Below are 19,723 nucleotides of genomic sequence, written 5' to 3' on the forward strand. Positions count from 1 at the left end.
TACATACTATACTTAAAAAAATCTATGCTTTTCAGATACGATTGATTCTTTTAAAAGTAAATTATGTTAAATAAGTCTAATACTCCTATTCATGTCATTGGCGGTGGTCTTGCAGGCAGTGAAGCAAGCTGGCAAATTGCCCAGTCGGGAATTCCTGTTATTTTACATGAAATGCGGCCAAATAAAAAATCTGATGCCCATAAAACAGATAAACTTGCGGAACTCGTGTGTTCAAATTCGTTCCGTTCTGATGATTCATTAACAAATGCTGTAGGTTTATTACATACAGAATTGCGATTAGCAAAATCCTTAATTATGAAAGCTGCAGATTCCAATAAAGTGCCAGCAGGAAGCGCACTAGCTGTTGATCGTGATGAATTTTCCAAAACCGTTACTGCGGCACTCGAAAACCATCCTCTTATAACTATAGAACGTGCTGAAATTCGTGAACTTCCTGCAGACTGGCACCACATTATTATTGCAACTGGTCCCCTTACCTCTTCAGTTTTTGCTCAAGCAATACAAAAAATAATCGGTATAGAAACGCTATCTTTTTTTGATGCTATCGCGCCTATTATTTATACTGATAGCATTAATATGGAAGTTTGTTGGTATCAATCCCGCTATGATAAAATCGGACCCGAAGGAACAGGAAAAGATTACCTTAATTGTCCTCTTAATAAAGAACAATATGAAACATTTGTTCAAGAATTAAAACATGCAAAAAAAACAGAATTCCGCGACTTTGAAAAAATACCCTATTTTGATGGATGCTTACCAATCGAAATTATGGCCGAACGGGGACTTGAAACCCTGAGGTATGGTCCTATGAAACCAACAGGGTTAACCAACGCTCATCATCCTGCAATGAAAACTTATGCTGTTGCTCAATTACGGCAAGACAACAAGCTTGGAACCCTTTATAATATGGTCGGTTTTCAAACAAAATTAAAATACAGTGAACAAATTCGTATTTTTAGGATGATCCCCGGTCTTGAAAAAGCAGAATTTGCACGCCTTGGAGGACTTCACCGCAATACTTACCTAAACTCACCAACTATTCTCGATAAGACACTCCGTCTAAAACAAAGACCTCAAATACGTTTTGCTGGACAGATAACTGGGTGTGAAGGTTACGTAGAATCATCTGCTACAGGACTTCTGGCTGGACGTTTTGCCGCAGCTGAGTATAATCGCGACCACCCTTCCCTACCACCAAAAACTACAGCTCTTGGATCTCTCTTAAACTATATTACTGGCGGACACATTGTAGTTGAAGACACAAAAAGACAATCTTTTCAACCGATGAATATTAATTTTGGACTTTTCCCACCTATTGATTCTACCGATTACTCAACAAAACACTTATCAAGCAAAGAAAAAAAATTAGCAAAAAAACAATTTATCACCACCAGAGCAATAAACGATTGCATTCAATGGTTAACAAATAACGAGAAAAGCAGTTCTTAAATTAATTATTGTTTACTGAATCCTTACAGGATACACGCTACTTACTTCCAGTTTATCAAAAAGACCTCAACGCGACACACAGAAATAAAAACAATACTAAATTCCTATGACGTTACCTAATTTGATCGACAAGTACAATACAAACCTATCATTTATAATAAAAATCTATGCGTATAGTACTTTATTTGAACTGTAAAAATACCTTTAAAAACATACACTATGACATTTAATGCAAAAAGTAAGTACAAAACACCCCTGAAAAAACCCGCTTATAAATAAGCCGGGTTTTTTTAACATGATTCATATTATTTTTTATTAACAGCCTCTTTAAGACTTTTCCCCGCAGAAAACTTGGGAACAGAACGTGCTGGAATATCAATTTCAGCACCAGTTGAAGGATTACGCCCCTTTGTAGCAGCACGATGAGAAACTTCAAAAGAACCAAAACCTGGAAGACGAACATCACCTCCTGAAGCCAAAGCTTCTGTAACAGAAGCAATAAAAGCATCAACAACAGAGCCAGCTTGCCCCTTCGAAACACCTGCCTTTTCAGCAACAGAGCTTACTAATTCACTTTTATTCATTGAATATTTCCTTTCCCTATATTACTGGGTAACACCATTTACCCCGTTACCAATCAGTTTATTGAAAAGTACAACAAACAGAAGTCTTATTTTTATCCAAAGAATCGTTTTCTCAGCAATAATCACAGTTATTCACGGAATTTTTTATTTTTTTACTAAATAAACAAAACAATATCCATCAAAACAACTCCTATTACCTCTGAAAATGCAACTAAAAATTAAATAATGAATCAGTGTGAAATCTGTATTCCTCCATTATCACCCTCTGTTCTGACCGTTGTCGCGACCGAAGAAGGCTCTGTCCATTCAATAGCATCAGGAAAACGGACTAAAGCATGTTTAAGAACTTCACTTACATGATTTACTGGAATAATTTCCATATTATTTTTAACATCATCGGGAATATCAATCAAATCTTTTGCATTTTCTTCAGGGATAAGAACCTTTTTTATCCCACCGCGAAGAGCTGCAAGGAGTTTTTCTTTCAATCCACCAATAGGCAAAACACGACCACGTAAAGTAATTTCTCCAGTCATCGCAATATCTTTATGCACAGCTATACCTGTTAACACTGAAACAATTGCCGTCACCATCGCAATCCCAGCGGACGGTCCATCCTTTGGCGTAGCACCTTCTGGAACATGAACATGAATATCCCGTTTATCAAAAAGTGGTGGCTCAATACCAAAATCGACAGCACGAAAGCGCACATAAGAAGCTGCAGCAGAAATTGACTCCTTCATGATATCACGCAAATTCCCAGTTACAGTCATCTTACCCTTACCTGACATCATGGCACCTTCAATAGTTAATAATTCTCCACCAACCTCAGTCCATGCAAGCCCAGTAACAATACCAACCTGATTTTCTCCTTCAACTTGACTATAACGATAACGCTTAACACCTAAAAAATCACCAATATTATTTTCTGTAATTTTTACAGATTTTTGATGAGCCTTTACAATTTTTGTAACCGACTTCCGTGCCATTTTCATCAATTCACGCTCAAGATTACGAACACCCGCTTCACGAGTATAAAACTGGATAATTGATCTTATCGCATCATCAGAAACACTAAACTCTCTTTTAGACAGACAATGATCTTTCAACGCCTTTGGTAAAAGATGCCGCTTAACAATCTCCATCTTTTCACACTCAGTATAGCCAGCAATACGAATAATTTCCATGCGATCCATTAACGGACTAGGAATATTAAGCGTATTCGCTGTTGCAACAAACATAACATCAGAAAGATCATATTCCACTTCTAAATAATGATCAATAAATGTGCCATTTTGTTCAGGATCTAAAACTTCTAACAAAGCTGATGAAGGATCTCCACGAAAATCTTGGCCAATTTTATCAATTTCATCAAGCAAAAAAAGTGGATTAGATTTTTTAGCCTTTTTCATAGACTGAATAATTTTTCCAGGCATAGAACCAATATACGTTCGACGATGTCCACGAATCTCCGCTTCATCCCGAACACCACCTAATGAGATACGAACATACTCACGACCCGTTGCTTTTGTAATGGAACGTGCAAGAGACGTTTTTCCAACACCAGGAGGACCAAGTAAACAAATGATGGGACCCTTTATTTTTGATGCTCGACTTTGCACTGCTAAATACTCAACAATTCTCTCCTTAACTTTTTCAAGACCAAAATGCTCATTGTCCATGACCCTCTCAGCAAAATTCAAATCATTCTTAATCTTTGATTTTTTACCCCAGGGTATTGCTAAAAGCCAATCAAGGTAGTTACGTACAACCGTTGCCTCCGCAGACATAGGTGACATATTGCGTAATTTCTTGAGCTCTGCCACAGCCTTTTCATGTGCTTCCTTAGAAAGTTTTGTTTTTGTGATGCGTTCTTCTAATTCTGACAATTCATCACGACTATCATCACCCGCTCCTAACTCTTTTTGAATAGCCTTCATCTGTTCATTGAGATAGTATTCTCTTTGATTCTTTTCCATTTGCCGTTTAACATGTGAACGAATACGCTTCTCAACTTGTAAAACGGAAATCTCTCCTTCCATGAAAGATAAAACACGCTCAAGACGGTCACGGATAGGAAGCAAAGCTAACATTTCTTGTTTTTCTGAAAGTTTAATCACTAAATGTGAAGCAATAGTATCAGCTAATTTAGAAGGATCATCAATCTGACCAATTGCATTAACAACTTCAGGAGAAATTTTCTTATTTAGTTTTACGTAATTCTCAAAATAAGAAATTACGGATCGAGAAAGAGCCTCAATCTCAACCTCATCTTCCCTAAGCTCCTCCGTAACGGTTGCAAAAGCCTGATGATAATCCTCATTTTCAGTAAATTGGCTGATTTTTGCACGTGCAGTACCTTCGACAAGAACCTTTACAGTTCCATCGGGAAGCTTTAAAAGTTGAAGAACATTGGCAAATGTACCAATATCATAAATATCCTCTGATTTTGGATCATCATCAGAAGCGTTTTTTTGCGTGACCAACAGTATTTGCTTATCGGCTGCTATCGCCTTTTCAAGAGCACGAATTGATTTTTCCCGTCCCACAAAAAGTGGAACAATCATATGTGGAAAGACAACAATATCACGAAGAGGTAAGACAGCATAAAGTCCATCCATTACCTCATCTGTTTTTTCATCAATATATTGCATAATTGTCCTTTCTGGAACCTACGATCTATCCACTGCACATACCTGCCTTCAAAGATACACTAATCCCTTACAATGCATGAAATGGTAACTACAAACACGCAAATCAAGCATTATATCCCTAATGATCAAAAATACATACCATCAAATTAAGTTCACTACTAATATTCATACTATAAACAGTCACGCCGATACATTTTCTTTATCTTCTGCACGTTCTGAATAAATGTAAAGAGGACGAGCCTTCCCATCAACAACATCACTTGAGATAACCACTTTTTGAACACCTTCAAGAGCTGGAAGCTCAAACATAGTCTCAAGAAGTATCTTCTCCATAATTGAACGTAAACCGCGCGCACCAGTTTTACGTTCAATCGCCTTCTTGGCGATAACCCGTAAAGCATCTTCATGAAATGCTAACTCAACATTCTCCATCTCAAAAAGGCGCTGATACTGCTTAACCAATGCATTTTTGGGTTTCGATAAAATTTGAACAAGAGCACCAACATCCAAATCTTCCAAAGTAGCCACAATGGGAAGACGGCCAATAAACTCTGGTATCAAACCAAACTTTACAAGATCTTCAGGTTCTAAATCACGAAAAATTTCACCGACACAACGTTCATCAGGCGCTTTAACAGTAGCAGAAAAACCGATAGAAATTCTTTCACCACGTCCTGAAATAATTCGCTCCAAACCAGCAAAAGCGCCTCCGCAAATAAATAAAATATTTGTTGTATCAACCTGAAGAAACTCTTGCTGCGGATGCTTTCGCCCACCTTGCGGAGGAACAGAAGCAACTGTCCCTTCCATAATTTTTAACAATGCCTGCTGAACACCTTCTCCTGAAACATCTCTTGTAATAGAAGGATTCTCAGCTTTACGAGAAATTTTATCAACCTCATCAATATACACGATACCGCGCTGCGCGCGTTCAACATTATAGTCCGCAGATTGAAGAAGCTTCAAGATAATATTTTCAACATCCTCCCCCACATATCCTGCTTCCGTTAAAGTAGTCGCATCTGCCATCGTAAAAGGCACATCAATAATGCGCGCTAATGTTTGTGCTAAATAAGTTTTACCACACCCTGTTGGACCAACAAGAAGAATATTTGACTTTGCTAACTCTATATCATTGCCCTTAGATTGATGCGCAAGCCGTTTATAATGATTATGTACAGCAACGGAAAGAACTCGTTTTGCATGCCGCTGACCAATAACATAATCATCAAGAACTGTTATAATTTCTTGTGGAGTAGGAATACCATCACGAGCCTTAATCCCAGAAGATTTATTTTCTTCACGAATAATATCCATGCAAAGCTCTACACATTCATCACAAATAAATACCGCAGGCCCTGCAATGAGCTTACGCACCTCATGCTGACTTTTGCCACAGAACGAGCAATAGAGAGTATTTTTTGTTTCGCCCCCACTATTGCTAATCTTGCTCATTTTACTTTCCTTTCACCACGATATATTAAGTATTTCATCTTTCCAAATGAAACCTTTCATAATGTCAACCTCAAAGACATACACGAAACTACGCACGTCATAGTATCTCTAGGTGCTTTTTGTTATTTTCGCGATATTTTCTACAAAACTCTCTATTTAAACTATCTGTCTTTTCTATAAAAATTCTTAATCTTTTTCTTCTTCTTCGGTCTCTGCACGATATTGTATAACATCATCAACCAAGCCAAATTGTTTTGCTTCCTCCGCTGTCATAAAATGATCACGATCAAGAGTTCTCTCAATAACATCGTAGTCCTGACCTGTATGCTGAACATAAATTTCATTTAAACGCTGTTTCATCTTTATAATATCTTGTGCATGCCGTTCAATATCTGAAGCTTGACCTTGAAAACCACCTGACGGCTGATGCACCATAATACGGGCATTTGGCAATGTAAAACGATGACCCTTCGCTCCAGCTGTTAAAAGTAATGATCCCATAGATGCTGCCTGCCCCATACAAAGTGTAGAAACAGGAGGGCGAATAAACTGCATAGTATCATAAATAGCCATACCAGAAGTCACTACACCACCGGGTGAATTAATATAAAGGCTAATTTCTTTCTTAGGATTTTCTGCCTCCAAGAAAAGCAATTGTGCACAAACTAGCATTGCCATCCCATCTTCGACAGGACCGTTAATAAAAATAATCCGCTCTTTCAAAAGACGGGAAAAAATATCATAAGCTCGCTCGCCGCGATTAGTCTGTTCAACAACCATAGGAACAAGACTCAATGCTGTTTTCATTAGATCACTCATACTTTTTTCTTTCATTCATATAAGAATCACTCATTACACATTCAATGCTTTTTGTCATAAACCAATACTGTCCTCTTATACAAATTACAACCAACACTCTTCAAACAAGATTAAAATCCTATCAAACGTGAATCCGCAAGCAACCCAATACCAAAGACTAAATCAAAATATATTCAGCCTCTTACCCAATCCAATAACAAAAAATCTTCTTTTCCTTGTGCTTCATGCAAAAAATACACTACTAGCTAATTGCGAAATACTATCACTCCTAAATATTGTAATTTCAAGATTTCTTGGTAAAATCTGTTTTTTTCTTCTTTAACCAAAATGACATTCGAATGCGACGCATTAAATCCTAATCAATCATGGATAATTTCTATACCTGCTCAATAATTCTGAAACATCACTATAATAGGATTATCAAATAGTAAATAAAGTGCAAAAATCCCCATTTTTACAGAATTTCTTACTGTAAATCAAATTCCACTGATATCTGGATGCAAATGCTTAACTAAGCCAACACATGTATCCAACCCAATATCTTACCGATATCTCATCAAGATAATACAAAAAAAATCTAAAACTTTAACAACCATACCCCCCCCTTATTTATAATCAAAAAAAACGAATCAAGACGATAAATCACTAAACGCGGCAAAATTGATTCGTTCTTATACAATTCAACAAAAACAGGAAATTTTTCTATTTCATCATGAATGAAAATCTTAACTTCCTATCTAATCCTAACCATCCAGAACAAATAAAATTAATCTTAATTATCCATTGTACAAAAAGTACAAACAATGAATATATCAAAAATATTCTAAACTAACGCGAAACAATTGTTCAACATCGCGAACACTATCAGCAAGAGCAAAAATCACTATCCGATCACCAGGCAAAATATGCGTAGTTGCCGAAAGCTGTATTATTGTATTATTGCGATAAATTGCACCAATCCTTAAACCATGAGGTAAATTGATATCTGACAATGATTTACCAACCAAAGAAGACGTTTGCATCACTTCAGCCTCAATAATTTCCGCCTGACCATTAAAAACTGAATGAACAGCACGTATACGCCCACGGCGCATGTGTTGTAAAACTTTCGATATAGTAACACTATGGGGATTAAGATACGCATCTACACCAACCGCACGACTAACATCCTGATAAGCAACATTATTAATCAATACCATATTGGATCTGCATCCTAATCTTTTAGCAATAATAGCACTTAAGAGATTAACTTGATCTTGATTAGTCAATGTAATCATTAAATCAGCTTGATCAATACCAGCTTCTTGAAGAATTACTGGATCCAATACATTGCCACATAAAACAGTCGTTTTTTCGAGTTGATCAGCAATTGTAAGCGCTCTTTCTTTATGCGATTCTATAATTTTTAACCTTAATTTATGCAAACGCTTTTCAATGGACTGAGCAACATAGAGACCAATGTGACCGCCCCCTGCAATAATCATACGATGTGCATCCTGTTCTTTATGGCCAAAAAGCCCAACTGCACGACGCATCTGATCTCGAGCTGAAATAAGATAGGTCACATCACCAACGCGTAATTGCGTCTCTGAATGTGCTATCATCAACTCTGATCCACGTTTAATAGCAGTGACTGTTGTTCGAAGGTCTGGAAAAAGCTCTGTCAACTGACGCAAAGGAGTATTAATAACTGGACAATCCTCCATACATTCTAAAGCCAAAGCGACAATATCATCATTACAAAAATAAAGAACATCTATTGCACCAGGCAAAGCAATACGACGCAAAACCATCTCCCCAACTTCAATTTCTGGGGAAATAACCATATCAATAGGAATGTTCTCTCTGGTAAAAAGCGTTTTATAACATGGTTCTAAATAAGATTGCGAACGAATACGTGCTATCTTTGTTGGAATATTGAACAATGAATGCGCTACCTGACAAGTTACCATATTGACTTCATCAAATAAAGTCACTGCAATCAACATATCAGCTTTATCTGCACCAGCAGCTAAAAGTACCTCAGGCCGTGAACCATGACCTACAAAACCCCTAACATCTAACGTATCGCTAATTTTTTCAACTAGTTTTGTTTCAATATCAATAACAGTAACATCATGATTCTCAGCAGCAAGACGCTCCGCTATCCCATAACCTACCTGTCCTGCTCCACAAATAATAACACGCATACTCTAAGAAACTCCAAGCGTTTTTAGCTTACGGTGCAAAGCTGAACGCTCCATACCTATAAATTCAGCTGTGCGCGATATATTCCCACCCAAACGCCCAATCTGTGCCATCAAATACTTTTTCTCAAATAATTCTCGCGCTTCACGCAACGGTAAATCCATTATACTTTCGTCTGTGTTTATCTGAAAGCATGGTAAAGTATCATTTACTTCTTTAGGAAGAAATTCTGCTGTTATTGGCCCATCACCTTCACGCGCAAGAATAAGAAGACGCTCAACATTATTGCGTAGTTGTCGTACATTACCAGGCCAAGCATGCGCTTGCAAAATAGCGATAACATCATCACTAATACTACGCGGCTTAATACCAACTTGCTGTGATATTGTTTTAACAAAATGTCTTACAAGCTCTGGAATATCTTCACGACGCGCTGAGAGTGGTGGAATAACAACAGGAACAACCGAAAGACGATGAAAGAGATCTTCTCTAAAACACCCGTCAGAAATGAGATTTTCAAGATTTTGTGCCGTTGAAGAAATCACACGAACATCTACTTTTACACGTTTCGTACCACCAACCCTTTCAAAAGTCTGACTTGTCAATACTCGAAGAATCTTACTTTGAGTTTCACGTGGCATATCGGCAATTTCATCAATATATAATATACCACCATGAGCTTCTTCTAATGCACCTATCTTACGTTCACCATCATCCCTTTCGTTACCAAATAACTCTATTTCCATTCTTTCTGGAGTAATCATTGCCGCATTTATTACAACAAACGGCCCATTTGAACGCGCTGAAAGCGCATGAATAGCACGCGCTACCATCTCTTTTCCTGCACCTGAGGGGCCAGTGATCATAATACGACTATTGGTAGGTGCTACTTTTTCTATGGTGTGACGTAAATGTCTCATAGCGGAAGATGTTCCTATCAATTCCGGCGTCTCGTTTGAACGCTTTCGTAATTCTGATATCTCGCGTTTTAATTTTGAGTTTTCAAGAGTACGTTCAGCAACCAATATAAGCCGATCAGCTTTAAAAGGCTTTTCAATGAAATCATATGCTCCTCGTTTTATAGCAGAGACAGCAGTTTCAATATTACCATGACCAGATATCATGACCACTGGAAGGGTTGGATATCGTGTTTTAATTTCATCAAGCAACGCTAAACCATCAAGATGACTTCCTTGTAACCAAATATCTAAAAAAATTAACTTTGGAATACGCTCACTAATTTGCGATAATGCTTCATCGGAATTGCATGCAACACGCGTTTCATAGCCTTCATCATCTAGAATACCGGCAACAAGCTCACGAATATCAGCTTCATCATCAACAATCAGGATATCTGATACCATCTTATCCCCCTATCTTATGATTTATAGCTTGTGCAATAATATCTTTTTCAGCCCCATCTGCAGGAAATACCAGACGAATCATTGCGCCACGACCGTAATAAAAACTCTTCGGTGCATCATGCAATTCCATATAACCACCATGATCTTCAATGACTTTTCGTACAATGGCTAATCCAAGCCCTGTACCCTTTTCTCGCGTTGTTATATAAGGTTCCAACAATTTTTGCCTTTGCTCTTTAGGAAGCCCCTTTCCGTTATCAATAATATCCACAATCAAGCATCCTTCTTGGTGATAAGAACGGACAAGAATATGACCGTGAATGCCCCCCTCTCTTGCAACTGAATCAATAGCCTCGCTTGCGTTTTTGATAACATTACAAAAAGCTTGAACAATGAGACGATTATCAAATGCACCGATAAGTGGTATATCTCCCAAATCTTGCTCAAAATAAATATCATGTCGGGTGACTTCTATCAAGAAACATGCTTCACGTAGTAATCCACGTACATCTAAAATACGCATTTTAGGTTTAGGCATGCGAGCAAAAGAAGAAAATTCATCAACCATACGCCCAATATCGCCAACTTGCCGAATAATCGTATCAATACATTGATCAAAAACTTCCCGATCCTTAGTAATAACTTTATTGTAACGTTTACGAATACGTTCAGCCGATAATTGAATAGGTGTAAGTGGATTTTTGATTTCATGCGCAATACGGCGTGCAATATCTGCCCAAGCTGATGAACGCTGTGCTTCAACAAGATCTGTAATATCATCAATCGTTAAAACCCAAGATTGTCCCTGCCCATCATCACCTTCCTTTGTAACTTGCACATTACAAACACGTTCTTGTCCAGCAACACTTAAACTCACCTGTTCACGATGATTTTTCTTACCTAATGAACGCGCAAATTTAAAAACCTGACCAATTTCAGTGCTTAATGATAAAAGACTATGTCCAATAACTTGTTCAGAACGAATACCAAACATGGCTTCAATAGAACGATTAATAATTGTAATATTTCCATTGTTACCGATTCCAGCTACACCCGCTGTTACACCAGACAAAACAGCTTCAGAAAAACGTCGCCTCTCATCAATTTGATCACGAACCGCAATCAATTCATTGCGTCGACTCTTTAATTCATTTACCATATAATTAAAGGTTTTTGACAATTGTCCAATATCACCATCTCTTGCACGCACTGGCACAAAAACTTCCATATTCCCAGAAGCTACATCATCAGCAGCACTAATCAGAAGACGAATAGGACGTACTAAGCGCTCAGCGACGGCAATACCAGACCAGATAGCTGACAAAAACAAACTAAAAAAAAGGCATAAATAAAGCATACCAAATGCAATCTGCATTGGCAAACGATTTTCATTTAAATCGCGATAATGATCGGTATTAGCTTCTGTCAAACGTAAAGCAGATAAAACATCCTTATCAACGTCACGTACCAAATACAAAAAGGTATTTGGAATATTGGTAAATTTTAAAATAATTCCAAAATAATCGTGAATCCCTGGTTGAAAAAAAAACGGCCTAGCTCCTGTTGCTCGTTCAATAAGATTGGATGGTGGAATGGGCAATTTATCCTCATCACCAAGATCGCTCGATATAAAAATAGTTCCGCTCGAACTTAATAAAAACGCACCACGGAGATTACGCCCTGCAGCGTGACGCGTCAATTTTATTTTATATTCTGCAGGATTACGCTCTAAAAGTTTTTTATTATCAAGTACAAACGCCATAGCATAAGATAAATTTTTCAAATTTTGAAGCATTTCATCTGCATAAGCATTCGCTAAATCTATAGAAGAATTAACAATTTGCCGAGTTGTGGTATTAAACCATCTATCAAGACCTAAATTAAGTGCAGGCCCAGATACAAGAGCAATAGCAACAGCGGGTACTGTTGCAACCAACACAAACAAAGAAATAAGACGAACGTGCAGACGTGACCCAGCCCGTTTTGACCGCCACGCACGAATAATGGGAACCATTTCATAAAAGACGATTACTATAAGTCCCAAAACCCAAATGCTATTAATCCCTATAAGAATCAGTGTTACAGTTCTACTAGGAACAACAGGAGTTAATCCAATAAGAATAATAAATGATATAGAAGCTGTTAGCAAAGCTAGTACAATAATTGTGATACCTAAAAATGTATACACTTTACTTAAACGATAAAAATCATCGTTATAAGTTTCTTTATCTATGTCTTTTAAATTTACCACGTATGTCATCTTCATGATTAGCTTACGTTACTTTATTACTATCTCATTATCTCCATATAACTCCTTGTAACAAAAATTGACAATACTGATACTGCATTTAAAATACAGCCAATCTAGCAACTAAAGAAAAAACTTTTATATTTTTCAGAATATCTTTAAACTTAGAGTGTATTCAATGATACCTACATAGGAGGTGAAATGCGATTAACTAGACAGACAAATTATGCCTTCCGGATGCTAATGTACTGTGCAGACAATGAAGAATCTTTAAGCCGTATTCCAGACATTGCTAAGGTTCATGCCATTTCTGAGCTTTTTTTGTTTAAAATTCTTCAACCACTCGTCGAGGCAGGTTTTGTAAAAACTGTACGGGGACGTAATGGTGGCATAAAATTGGCTAAGCCTGCAGCGGAAATTTCGGTAGCAGATGTTGTAAAAGTAACAGAAGATAACTTTTCAATGGCAGAATGTTTTGATACTGAAGAACCTAACTGCCCGCTAATTCATTTCTGTGGCCTAAATTCTACACTGAAAAAAGCATTAAATGCTTTTTTTGATGTGTTATCAATGACATCGATTGCTGATTTGCAACAAACATCCCTTCGAAACCAATTAAAAATTAAAAACCACAAAATAATTAACTAAGATAATATAATTAAGGAGATTAAGTATTTCTATTGCAGCGATAATACTAGCCGCTGGACGTGGTGAAAGGGCGGGATTCCTACAAAAAACTCCTAAACAGTATCAACTTTTAGGCCAAAAGCCGGTTATTTATCATACCGTGCGTTGTTTTTGGCAACATCCGGCCATCACAACTATAATTTTAGTTATTCATCCAGAGGATCATAAAATCTGTGAAAAAGCTATAGCTGATTTCAAAGAGTGTGTCACAATTGTTGAAGGAGGTGATACACGTCAAATATCTGCTTTATGTGGGCTTCATGCACTCAAAGATATAAAGCCAAAATATGTTCATATTCATGATGGTGCACGCCCCTTCGTCGAAAATAAACTTCTTGAACAAATCCACACCACTGTTAACCATAAAGAAGGTGTTCTCCCCACCCTAACCATCCCTGATACCCTCAAACGTGTAAATAATACACACCATGTTTTAGAAACAATTCCACGCACTAATATTTGTAGTGCACAAACTCCACAATGTTTTCCATTTGATCGTATCTTAGCTGCCCATGAAAAAGCGATGCAACTCTGTAAACACGATTTTACTGATGATGCAGCAATTGCCGAATGGTTTGGTATCCCTATGCGTACTGTTCCTGGAAGCCATAACAATATAAAAATTACATGGCAGGAAGATTTTGATACTGCACATTTATATCTCCAGAAAAAAATGCAAATATTTCCCGATATTCGAACCGGAAATGGTTATGATGTTCACTCATTTGAAGAGGGAACTTTCATTACACTATGTGGAATAAAAATTCCTTTTCATAAAAAATTAAACGGACATTCAGATGCTGACGTTGCTATTCATGCACTAACAGATGCCCTTCTTGCTACTCAAGGTGCAGGAGATATTGGCACACATTTTCCTCCTTCTGATCCTCAATGGAAAAATACATCATCAGAAATTTTTCTACGTCATGCTCTCGATATTATTAAACAAGCACGAGGCCGTATTGCCAATATTGATATCACAATTATCGCCGAAAAACCTAAAATTAGTTCTTATCGTTATACAATGATAAATAACCTTATGAATATACTTGCAATTTCATCCGATAGAATCTCCATCAAAGCAACAACGAGTGAAAAGCTTGGATTCATTGGTCGTGAAGAAGGTATTGCTGCTCTTGCAACTGCCTCTGTCCTTTATCCAGGAGAAATTCCCATATGACGTATTTTTGTGAGAAGCAAGCAGATGAAGTTCTTAAAATGTGTCGCCAAAAAGATTTACTTTTAACAACTGTTGAATCTTGTACAGGAGGGCTCATTGCTGCAAATCTTACGAATATTGCAGGATCATCAGATGTTCTGGATTGTGGATTTGTCGTTTATTCAAATGAATCTAAAACACGCCTTGTCGGCGTATGTGTTGAACTTATAAAAACATACGGTGCAGTTTCAAAAGAAGTTGCCATTGCAATGGCTGAGGGAGGATTAAAACATTCTCAAGCACAAATTGCAGTTTCTGTAACAGGAATTGCAGGACCTAGAGGAGAATGTCCTAACAAACCTGTTGGACTTGTACATTTTGCAGTTGCTTACAAAAAACACGATACCGTGCACAAAGAGATGTACTTTGGAAATCTTGATCGCAATGCTATCCGCTATGCAACTGTCGAAAATGCTTTAAAAATGATTCTAATATCTCTTCAATAATTACGTACTACATAAAATTTCTATATCCCACACCATAACAATCACGCTTCATGAAATGGAAATACTTGTCGTGCAACAAAATCATACTATCGGAGAACCATAAATACGACGAGCACGCATTTCAAAAGCATCAGTAAATTTATGAAAAGCGACATCAAACATTGATCCCATCACTAATCCAAGAATTTTGCTTTTAAATTCATAATCAATAAAAAATTCTACATTGCATGTATTTGTATTCCCAATGTGATGAAATACCCAACGATTTTCAAGGTATTTAAATGGACCATCAATATATTTAACCTCTATCACATTTTCTTGCGGCTGGAGAAACACTTGGGTTGTAAAAGTTTCTTTGATAACCTTGTAGCCAACTGTCATATCAGCAATAAGCAGTGTCTTATCCCCACTTTCTTTCCGAGAACGTACTACTAAAGCATCACACATAGGTAAAAATTCAGGATAACGTTCGATATCTGAAACAAGATCGAACATCTCACGAGCACTATGAGCAACTTTCCGATATGTTGTAAAGGCTGGCATAACTATCTCTGCAGTGCAAATTTCTCATCACGCGCTTTTTGCAAAATTTTGAAATCATCTCCTGCATGATGAGACGAACGAGTCAGAGGATTGGAAGCCATATGTAAAAAGCCCTTTGCTTTACCAATCTTAGCAAAAGATTCAAATTCTTCAGGAGAAACAAAACGAACAACAGGATGATGTTTTCGTGTAGGCTGCAAATATTGCCCAATTGTCATAAAATCAACATCAGCTGAACGTAAATCATCCATTAATTGAAGAATTTCATTTCGTTCTTCTCCAAAACCAACCATAATTCCTGATTTTGTGAATATTGTCGGGTCAAGTTCTTTTACGCGCTGCAATAACCGAATGGAATGAAAATAACGAGCTCCTGGACGAACTTTTAAATATTTAGATGGAACCGTTTCTAAATTATGATTGAAAACATCAGGCTTAGCAGCAACAACAATCTCTAAAGCACCATCTTTATGGCGAAAATCAGGAGTAAGAACTTCGATTGTCGTTTTAGGAGACTCCTGACGAATAGCATAAATAACTTTTGCAAAATGCTTGGCACCGCCATCAACAAGATCGTCACGATCAACAGATGTAATTACAACATGTTTCAACCCCATCTGTGCAACAGCATCCGCTACACGTTTTGGCTCATTATCATCAACTGCAAGTGGAATACCTGTTGCAACATTGCAAAACGCACAAGCCCGCGTACATATCTCACCCAAAATCATGAAACTGGCATGCCGCTGGCTCCAACATTCACCAATATTTGGACATCCTGCTTCCTCACACACAGTCACCAATTTATTGGTGCGCACAATATTATGTGTTTCCTTATATATTTGCGATGTTGGTGCTCTTACACGAATCCAATCTGGCTTTTTCTGAACACTTGTATCTGGACGATGTGCCTTTTCAGGATGACGCAAACGTCTGTTAGTAACCCTATCAACGACCGTAACCATTCAAATTCCTACCCTGTAAATACGGAATTCTGGTAAAAAACCACAAAACACAAGATCTTTTATACAACTCAGACGTTAAGCATTTAACACTTGACCATATGCATCTAACACGCTTTCTTTCATCATTTCCGACAACGTCGGATGTGGAAAGACAGTATGCATCAATTCTTTCTCCGTTGTTTCAAGATTCATAGCAATAACAAAACCTTGAATCAGTTCTGTTACCTCTGCTCCTACCATATGCGCACCGAGAAGCTGTCCCGTTTTTTTATCAAAAATAGTTTTAACTAATCCGTAATCTTCACCTAAAGCAATAGCCTTACCATTAGCTGAAAAAGAATAACGACCAATACGTATATCATAACCAGATTCTTTTGCCACTGCTTCTGAAAGTCCTACAGAAGCTACTTGTGGTGTGCAATATGTACATCCTGGAATTTTTTTCTTATCAAGCGGATAAACATTCTTCAAACCTGCAAGATGCTCAATGCATATCACGCCTTCTTCTTCTGCTTTATGTGCCAACATAGGAGGACCAGACACATCACCAATAGCATAAATACCATCCACTCCTGTCCAACTCCATTCATCAGTTACAATACACCCATGATCAGTTTTTATACCTAATGATTCCAATCCAAGATTTTCAATATTACCCTGAACTCCAACAGCTGATATCAGCCGATCGGCTGTGATTGCTTCTATCTTTCCATTAACTTCAATGTATGCAGTAATAGAATTTGAATTTTTTTCAACTTTTGTAATTTTTGCTTCTGTAAGAATGCGAATGCCTTTTTTTTCTAATTGTTTACGAACAAATGTTGAAATTTCAGTATCTTCAGCTGGCATAATGTGAGACATCATTTCAATAACCGTTACATCAGAACCCATATCATGGTAGAAGGAAGCAAATTCAATACCAATTGCCCCAGATCCCATCACCACAAGAGACTTTGGTATTGCGCGTGGAATCATGGCCTCAAAGTAAGTCCAAATAAGCTTTCCATCTGGCTCAATACCAGGAATAACGCGAGGACGTGCACCAGTTGCAATAATTACGTGCTTTGCTTGATAAATTCCCTCTCCTAATGTTCCTTTAGGTACTGAATTTTGTGGCTGCATAATTTCCTTAGATGATGGAGAAACCATAATTTCTGTAAGCTTATCTTCCTTAGTTTTCCCAGTGAATTTTGCCTCTCCCCAAATAATGTCAATTTTGTTTTTTTTCATAAGAAAATTAACACCAGCATTTAGACGCGCTGAAACACCGCGTGAACGAGCTACAACATCTTTAATATCTACTTCAATTGAACCGCTAAGCCTTACTCCATAATCTTTCGCATGCTCTACAAAACACTTTATTTCTGCTGAGCGCAAAAGCGCCTTCGTTGGAATACAACCCCAATTCAAACAAATTCCACCCAAATGTTCACGTTCAATTATCGCAGTCTTGAAACCACACTGCGCTGAACGGATTGCTGTTACATATCCGCCAGGCCCTGAGCCAATCACAATCACATCATAAAGATTTGCCACAGTAACTTCTCCATGAATACAAAAACTCACACTCTCTTCTTTAATCTCAAGATCAACAACTTAAACATATAGAAATCTCTTGTCTCTTACTTAAACTTTACATAAACACCTTTACAAAATAAGAAGAGAGATAACACTGCCGTTTTTCTTATGTTAACATGTTACTTTTACAACATACAGTGATACAGAATATCTCTAAACAGCTTAAATTAGCATTGCTAATGGATTTTCAATCACTTTCTGAAAAGTTCGAGCAAGCTCTGCTGCCAATGCACCATCAATAGCACGATGGTCAACAGAAAGTGTAACGGACATAACCGTTGCAACTGTTAGTGCACCATTCTTAACAACTGCACATTGTTGTCCTGCACCAACTGCAAAAATCGTTGCATGCGGTGGATTAAGAATAGCAGAAAAACTTTTTACACCGTACATCCCCATATTTGACACAGCCGTTGTTCCACCCTGATACTCCTCCATTTTTAACTTATGCTCACGTGCACGCTTTGTATAATCCTTCATCTCACTAGAGATAATTGACAAAGATTTCTCCTCTGCATGACGAATAATGGGCGTAATTAATCCATTCGCAACAGAAACAGCAACACCAACATCACAGTGTTTGTGATGCAGTATTCCACTTTCAAGCCAAGATACGTTAGCATCGGGAACAGATTTCAAAGAAAGAGCTACAGCTTTAATCACCATATCATTAACTGAAATCTTATAAGCAGGCTTTAAGCCTTCCTGCGTTTCAACTGTTGGAACAGCGGCATTCAATTGTGCACGTAACTCCAATAACGCATCAAGTTCACAATCTACTGTCACGTAAAAATGTGGTACTTTTTGCTTTGATTCTATTAAACGTTTGGCAATCGTCTTACGCATACTACCATGAGGTATTATTGTATATTCATTCTCCTTAAAGAGTTTCAACATCTGTGCCTCAGAAATATCTGAATTTGCGGTATGTACATTTTGTGATAAATGAAAATCTCTTGAAATACCACCACTCACAGCTTGCTCTACATCGCGTTTAATAATACGTCCACGCGGACCGCTGCCAGAAATAAATGATAAATCGAGTCCTTCTTGAGCTGCTAATCGCCGTGCCAAAGGAGATGCAAAATGACGTGTATTCCCTTTATCCGGCTGTACTAATTGCTTATCTGATGATAAAGGAACTAGCTGTTCCACTTTCAAATCTGATTCTATCGTACTTTGTAGTTCTTTATTCTCAAAAGAAGAAGCTTCTTCTTCTACAACTTTAACAGCTTCGGCTAAATCCTCCCCCTCTTCTGCTAAAATAACAATTAAAGCATTAACTTTAACTCCCTGTGTTCCCGCAGGAACGACAATTTTAGCAACTATTCCTTCATCCACAGCTTCCACTTCCATTGTTGCCTTATCTGTTTCAATTTCAGCAATAACATCACCGGCGGAAACCTTATCTCCTTCTTGAATATTCCATTTTGATAAATTCCCTTCTTCCATAGTAGGAGAAAGCGCGGGCATTGTAATCTTGATAGGCATAGTGCCTCCTTCC

The 19,723-nt window shown here is 37.6% G+C and carries 15 protein-coding genes; 4 read left to right on the plus strand and 11 right to left on the minus strand.

The window, feature by feature from the left end:
* The first annotated feature begins 63 nt into the window (after nt 1-63).
* On the plus strand, nt 64-1,470 hold the full coding sequence (gene trmFO, locus V3565_RS01315) for a methylenetetrahydrofolate--tRNA-(uracil(54)-C(5))-methyltransferase (FADH(2)-oxidizing) TrmFO (RefSeq protein WP_455478536.1): 1,407 nt from the start codon (nt 64-66) through the stop codon (nt 1,468-1,470).
* 305 nt (nt 1,471-1,775) lie between these two features.
* Here trmFO and V3565_RS01320 read toward each other — a convergent pair whose 3' ends face one another.
* The 7 genes from V3565_RS01320 to V3565_RS01350 form a co-directional block, all read right to left on the minus strand.
* Nucleotides 1,776-2,054 (minus strand): HU family DNA-binding protein, encoded by a 279-nt coding sequence (locus V3565_RS01320; RefSeq protein ID WP_455478537.1) that lies wholly within the window; start codon nt 2,052-2,054, stop codon nt 1,776-1,778.
* Nucleotides 2,055-2,284: 230 nt separating this feature from the next.
* The gene (gene lon / locus V3565_RS01325; protein ID WP_455478538.1) at nt 2,285-4,708 is read right to left on the minus strand and encodes an endopeptidase La; all 2,424 of its coding nucleotides are present in this window, start codon (nt 4,706-4,708) and stop codon (nt 2,285-2,287) included.
* Between the two features lie 180 nt (nt 4,709-4,888).
* Nucleotides 4,889-6,163, minus strand: coding sequence for an ATP-dependent Clp protease ATP-binding subunit ClpX (clpX, locus tag V3565_RS01330; RefSeq protein WP_455478539.1), 1,275 nt, complete (start codon nt 6,161-6,163; stop codon nt 4,889-4,891).
* A gap of 186 nt (nt 6,164-6,349) precedes the next feature.
* Nucleotides 6,350-6,982 carry an ATP-dependent Clp endopeptidase proteolytic subunit ClpP gene (gene clpP / locus V3565_RS01335; RefSeq protein ID WP_455478540.1) on the minus strand — a complete coding sequence of 211 codons (633 nt, stop codon included), beginning with the start codon at nt 6,980-6,982 and terminating at the stop codon, nt 6,350-6,352.
* Nucleotides 6,983-7,794: 812 nt separating this feature from the next.
* The gene (gene trkA / locus V3565_RS01340) at nt 7,795-9,171 is read right to left on the minus strand and encodes a Trk system potassium transporter TrkA (RefSeq protein ID WP_455478541.1); all 1,377 of its coding nucleotides are present in this window, start codon (nt 9,169-9,171) and stop codon (nt 7,795-7,797) included.
* A gap of 3 nt (nt 9,172-9,174) precedes the next feature.
* Complete coding sequence (ntrX, locus tag V3565_RS01345; protein WP_455478542.1) at nt 9,175-10,533, minus strand: nitrogen assimilation response regulator NtrX; 1,359 nt, start codon at nt 10,531-10,533, stop codon at nt 9,175-9,177.
* Nucleotide 10,534: 1 nt separating this feature from the next.
* Nucleotides 10,535-12,799: an ATP-binding protein gene (locus tag V3565_RS01350; protein WP_455478543.1), complete on the minus strand. Its 2,265-nt coding sequence runs from the start codon at nt 12,797-12,799 to the stop codon at nt 10,535-10,537.
* 183 nt (nt 12,800-12,982) lie between these two features.
* On the opposite strand from V3565_RS01350, the gene rirA reads away from it, so the two are divergent.
* From rirA to V3565_RS01365, 3 genes are read left to right on the plus strand one after another with little or no spacing between them, the layout of a single operon-like run.
* The gene (gene rirA, locus V3565_RS01355; RefSeq protein WP_455478544.1) at nt 12,983-13,429 is read left to right on the plus strand and encodes an iron-responsive transcriptional regulator RirA; all 447 of its coding nucleotides are present in this window, start codon (nt 12,983-12,985) and stop codon (nt 13,427-13,429) included.
* 25 nt (nt 13,430-13,454) lie between these two features.
* Entirely contained in the window at nt 13,455-14,648 is a 1,194-nt protein-coding gene (locus tag V3565_RS01360) for a bifunctional 2-C-methyl-D-erythritol 4-phosphate cytidylyltransferase/2-C-methyl-D-erythritol 2,4-cyclodiphosphate synthase (RefSeq protein WP_455478896.1), read from the plus strand.
* Entirely contained in the window at nt 14,645-15,133 is a 489-nt protein-coding gene (locus tag V3565_RS01365; protein ID WP_455478545.1) for a CinA family protein, read from the plus strand. Before V3565_RS01360 ends, V3565_RS01365 begins: the two co-directional genes overlap by 4 nt.
* An 81-nt stretch (nt 15,134-15,214) precedes the next feature.
* On the opposite strand, the gene V3565_RS01370 is transcribed toward V3565_RS01365, so the two are convergent.
* From V3565_RS01370 to V3565_RS01385, 4 genes are all read right to left on the minus strand, one after another.
* Complete coding sequence (locus tag V3565_RS01370) at nt 15,215-15,676, minus strand: type II toxin-antitoxin system RatA family toxin (RefSeq protein ID WP_455478546.1); 462 nt, start codon at nt 15,674-15,676, stop codon at nt 15,215-15,217.
* A 2-nt stretch (nt 15,677-15,678) separates the two neighbouring features.
* On the minus strand, nt 15,679-16,641 hold the full coding sequence (gene lipA / locus V3565_RS01375; RefSeq protein ID WP_455478547.1) for a lipoyl synthase: 963 nt from the start codon (nt 16,639-16,641) through the stop codon (nt 15,679-15,681).
* A gap of 75 nt (nt 16,642-16,716) precedes the next feature.
* Entirely contained in the window at nt 16,717-18,177 is a 1,461-nt protein-coding gene (gene lpdA, locus V3565_RS01380) for a dihydrolipoyl dehydrogenase (RefSeq protein ID WP_455478897.1), read from the minus strand.
* 204 nt (nt 18,178-18,381) lie between these two features.
* A complete protein-coding gene (locus tag V3565_RS01385) occupies nt 18,382-19,710 on the minus strand; it encodes a pyruvate dehydrogenase complex dihydrolipoamide acetyltransferase (protein WP_455478548.1) in 1,329 nt (442 codons plus the stop codon).
* Nucleotides 19,711-19,723: the final 13 nt, after the last annotated feature.

The organism is Bartonella sp. B10, from assembly GCF_053794435.1.

Bases quoted from the DNA above. Each gene is read 5' to 3' on its own strand.
- V3565_RS01350 (WP_455478543.1), bottom strand. From the start codon at position 12,799: ATGAAGATGACATACGTGGTAAATTTAAAAGACATAGATAAAGAAACT.
- V3565_RS01370 (WP_455478546.1), bottom strand. From the start codon at position 15,676: ATGCCAGCCTTTACAACATATCGGAAAGTTGCTCATAGTGCTCGTGAG.
- V3565_RS01365 (WP_455478545.1), top strand. From the start codon at position 14,645: ATGACGTATTTTTGTGAGAAGCAAGCAGATGAAGTTCTTAAAATGTGT.
- V3565_RS01385 (WP_455478548.1), bottom strand. From the start codon at position 19,710: ATGCCTATCAAGATTACAATGCCCGCGCTTTCTCCTACTATGGAAGAA.
- rirA (WP_455478544.1), top strand. From the start codon at position 12,983: ATGCGATTAACTAGACAGACAAATTATGCCTTCCGGATGCTAATGTAC.
- clpP (WP_455478540.1), bottom strand. From the start codon at position 6,982: ATGAGTGATCTAATGAAAACAGCATTGAGTCTTGTTCCTATGGTTGTT.
- lon (WP_455478538.1), bottom strand. From the start codon at position 4,708: ATGCAATATATTGATGAAAAAACAGATGAGGTAATGGATGGACTTTAT.
- V3565_RS01320 (WP_455478537.1), bottom strand. From the start codon at position 2,054: ATGAATAAAAGTGAATTAGTAAGCTCTGTTGCTGAAAAGGCAGGTGTT.
- clpX (WP_455478539.1), bottom strand. From the start codon at position 6,163: ATGAGCAAGATTAGCAATAGTGGGGGCGAAACAAAAAATACTCTCTAT.
- ntrX (WP_455478542.1), bottom strand. From the start codon at position 10,533: ATGGTATCAGATATCCTGATTGTTGATGATGAAGCTGATATTCGTGAG.
- trkA (WP_455478541.1), bottom strand. From the start codon at position 9,171: ATGCGTGTTATTATTTGTGGAGCAGGACAGGTAGGTTATGGGATAGCG.
- trmFO (WP_455478536.1), top strand. From the start codon at position 64: ATGTTAAATAAGTCTAATACTCCTATTCATGTCATTGGCGGTGGTCTT.
- lipA (WP_455478547.1), bottom strand. From the start codon at position 16,641: ATGGTTACGGTCGTTGATAGGGTTACTAACAGACGTTTGCGTCATCCT.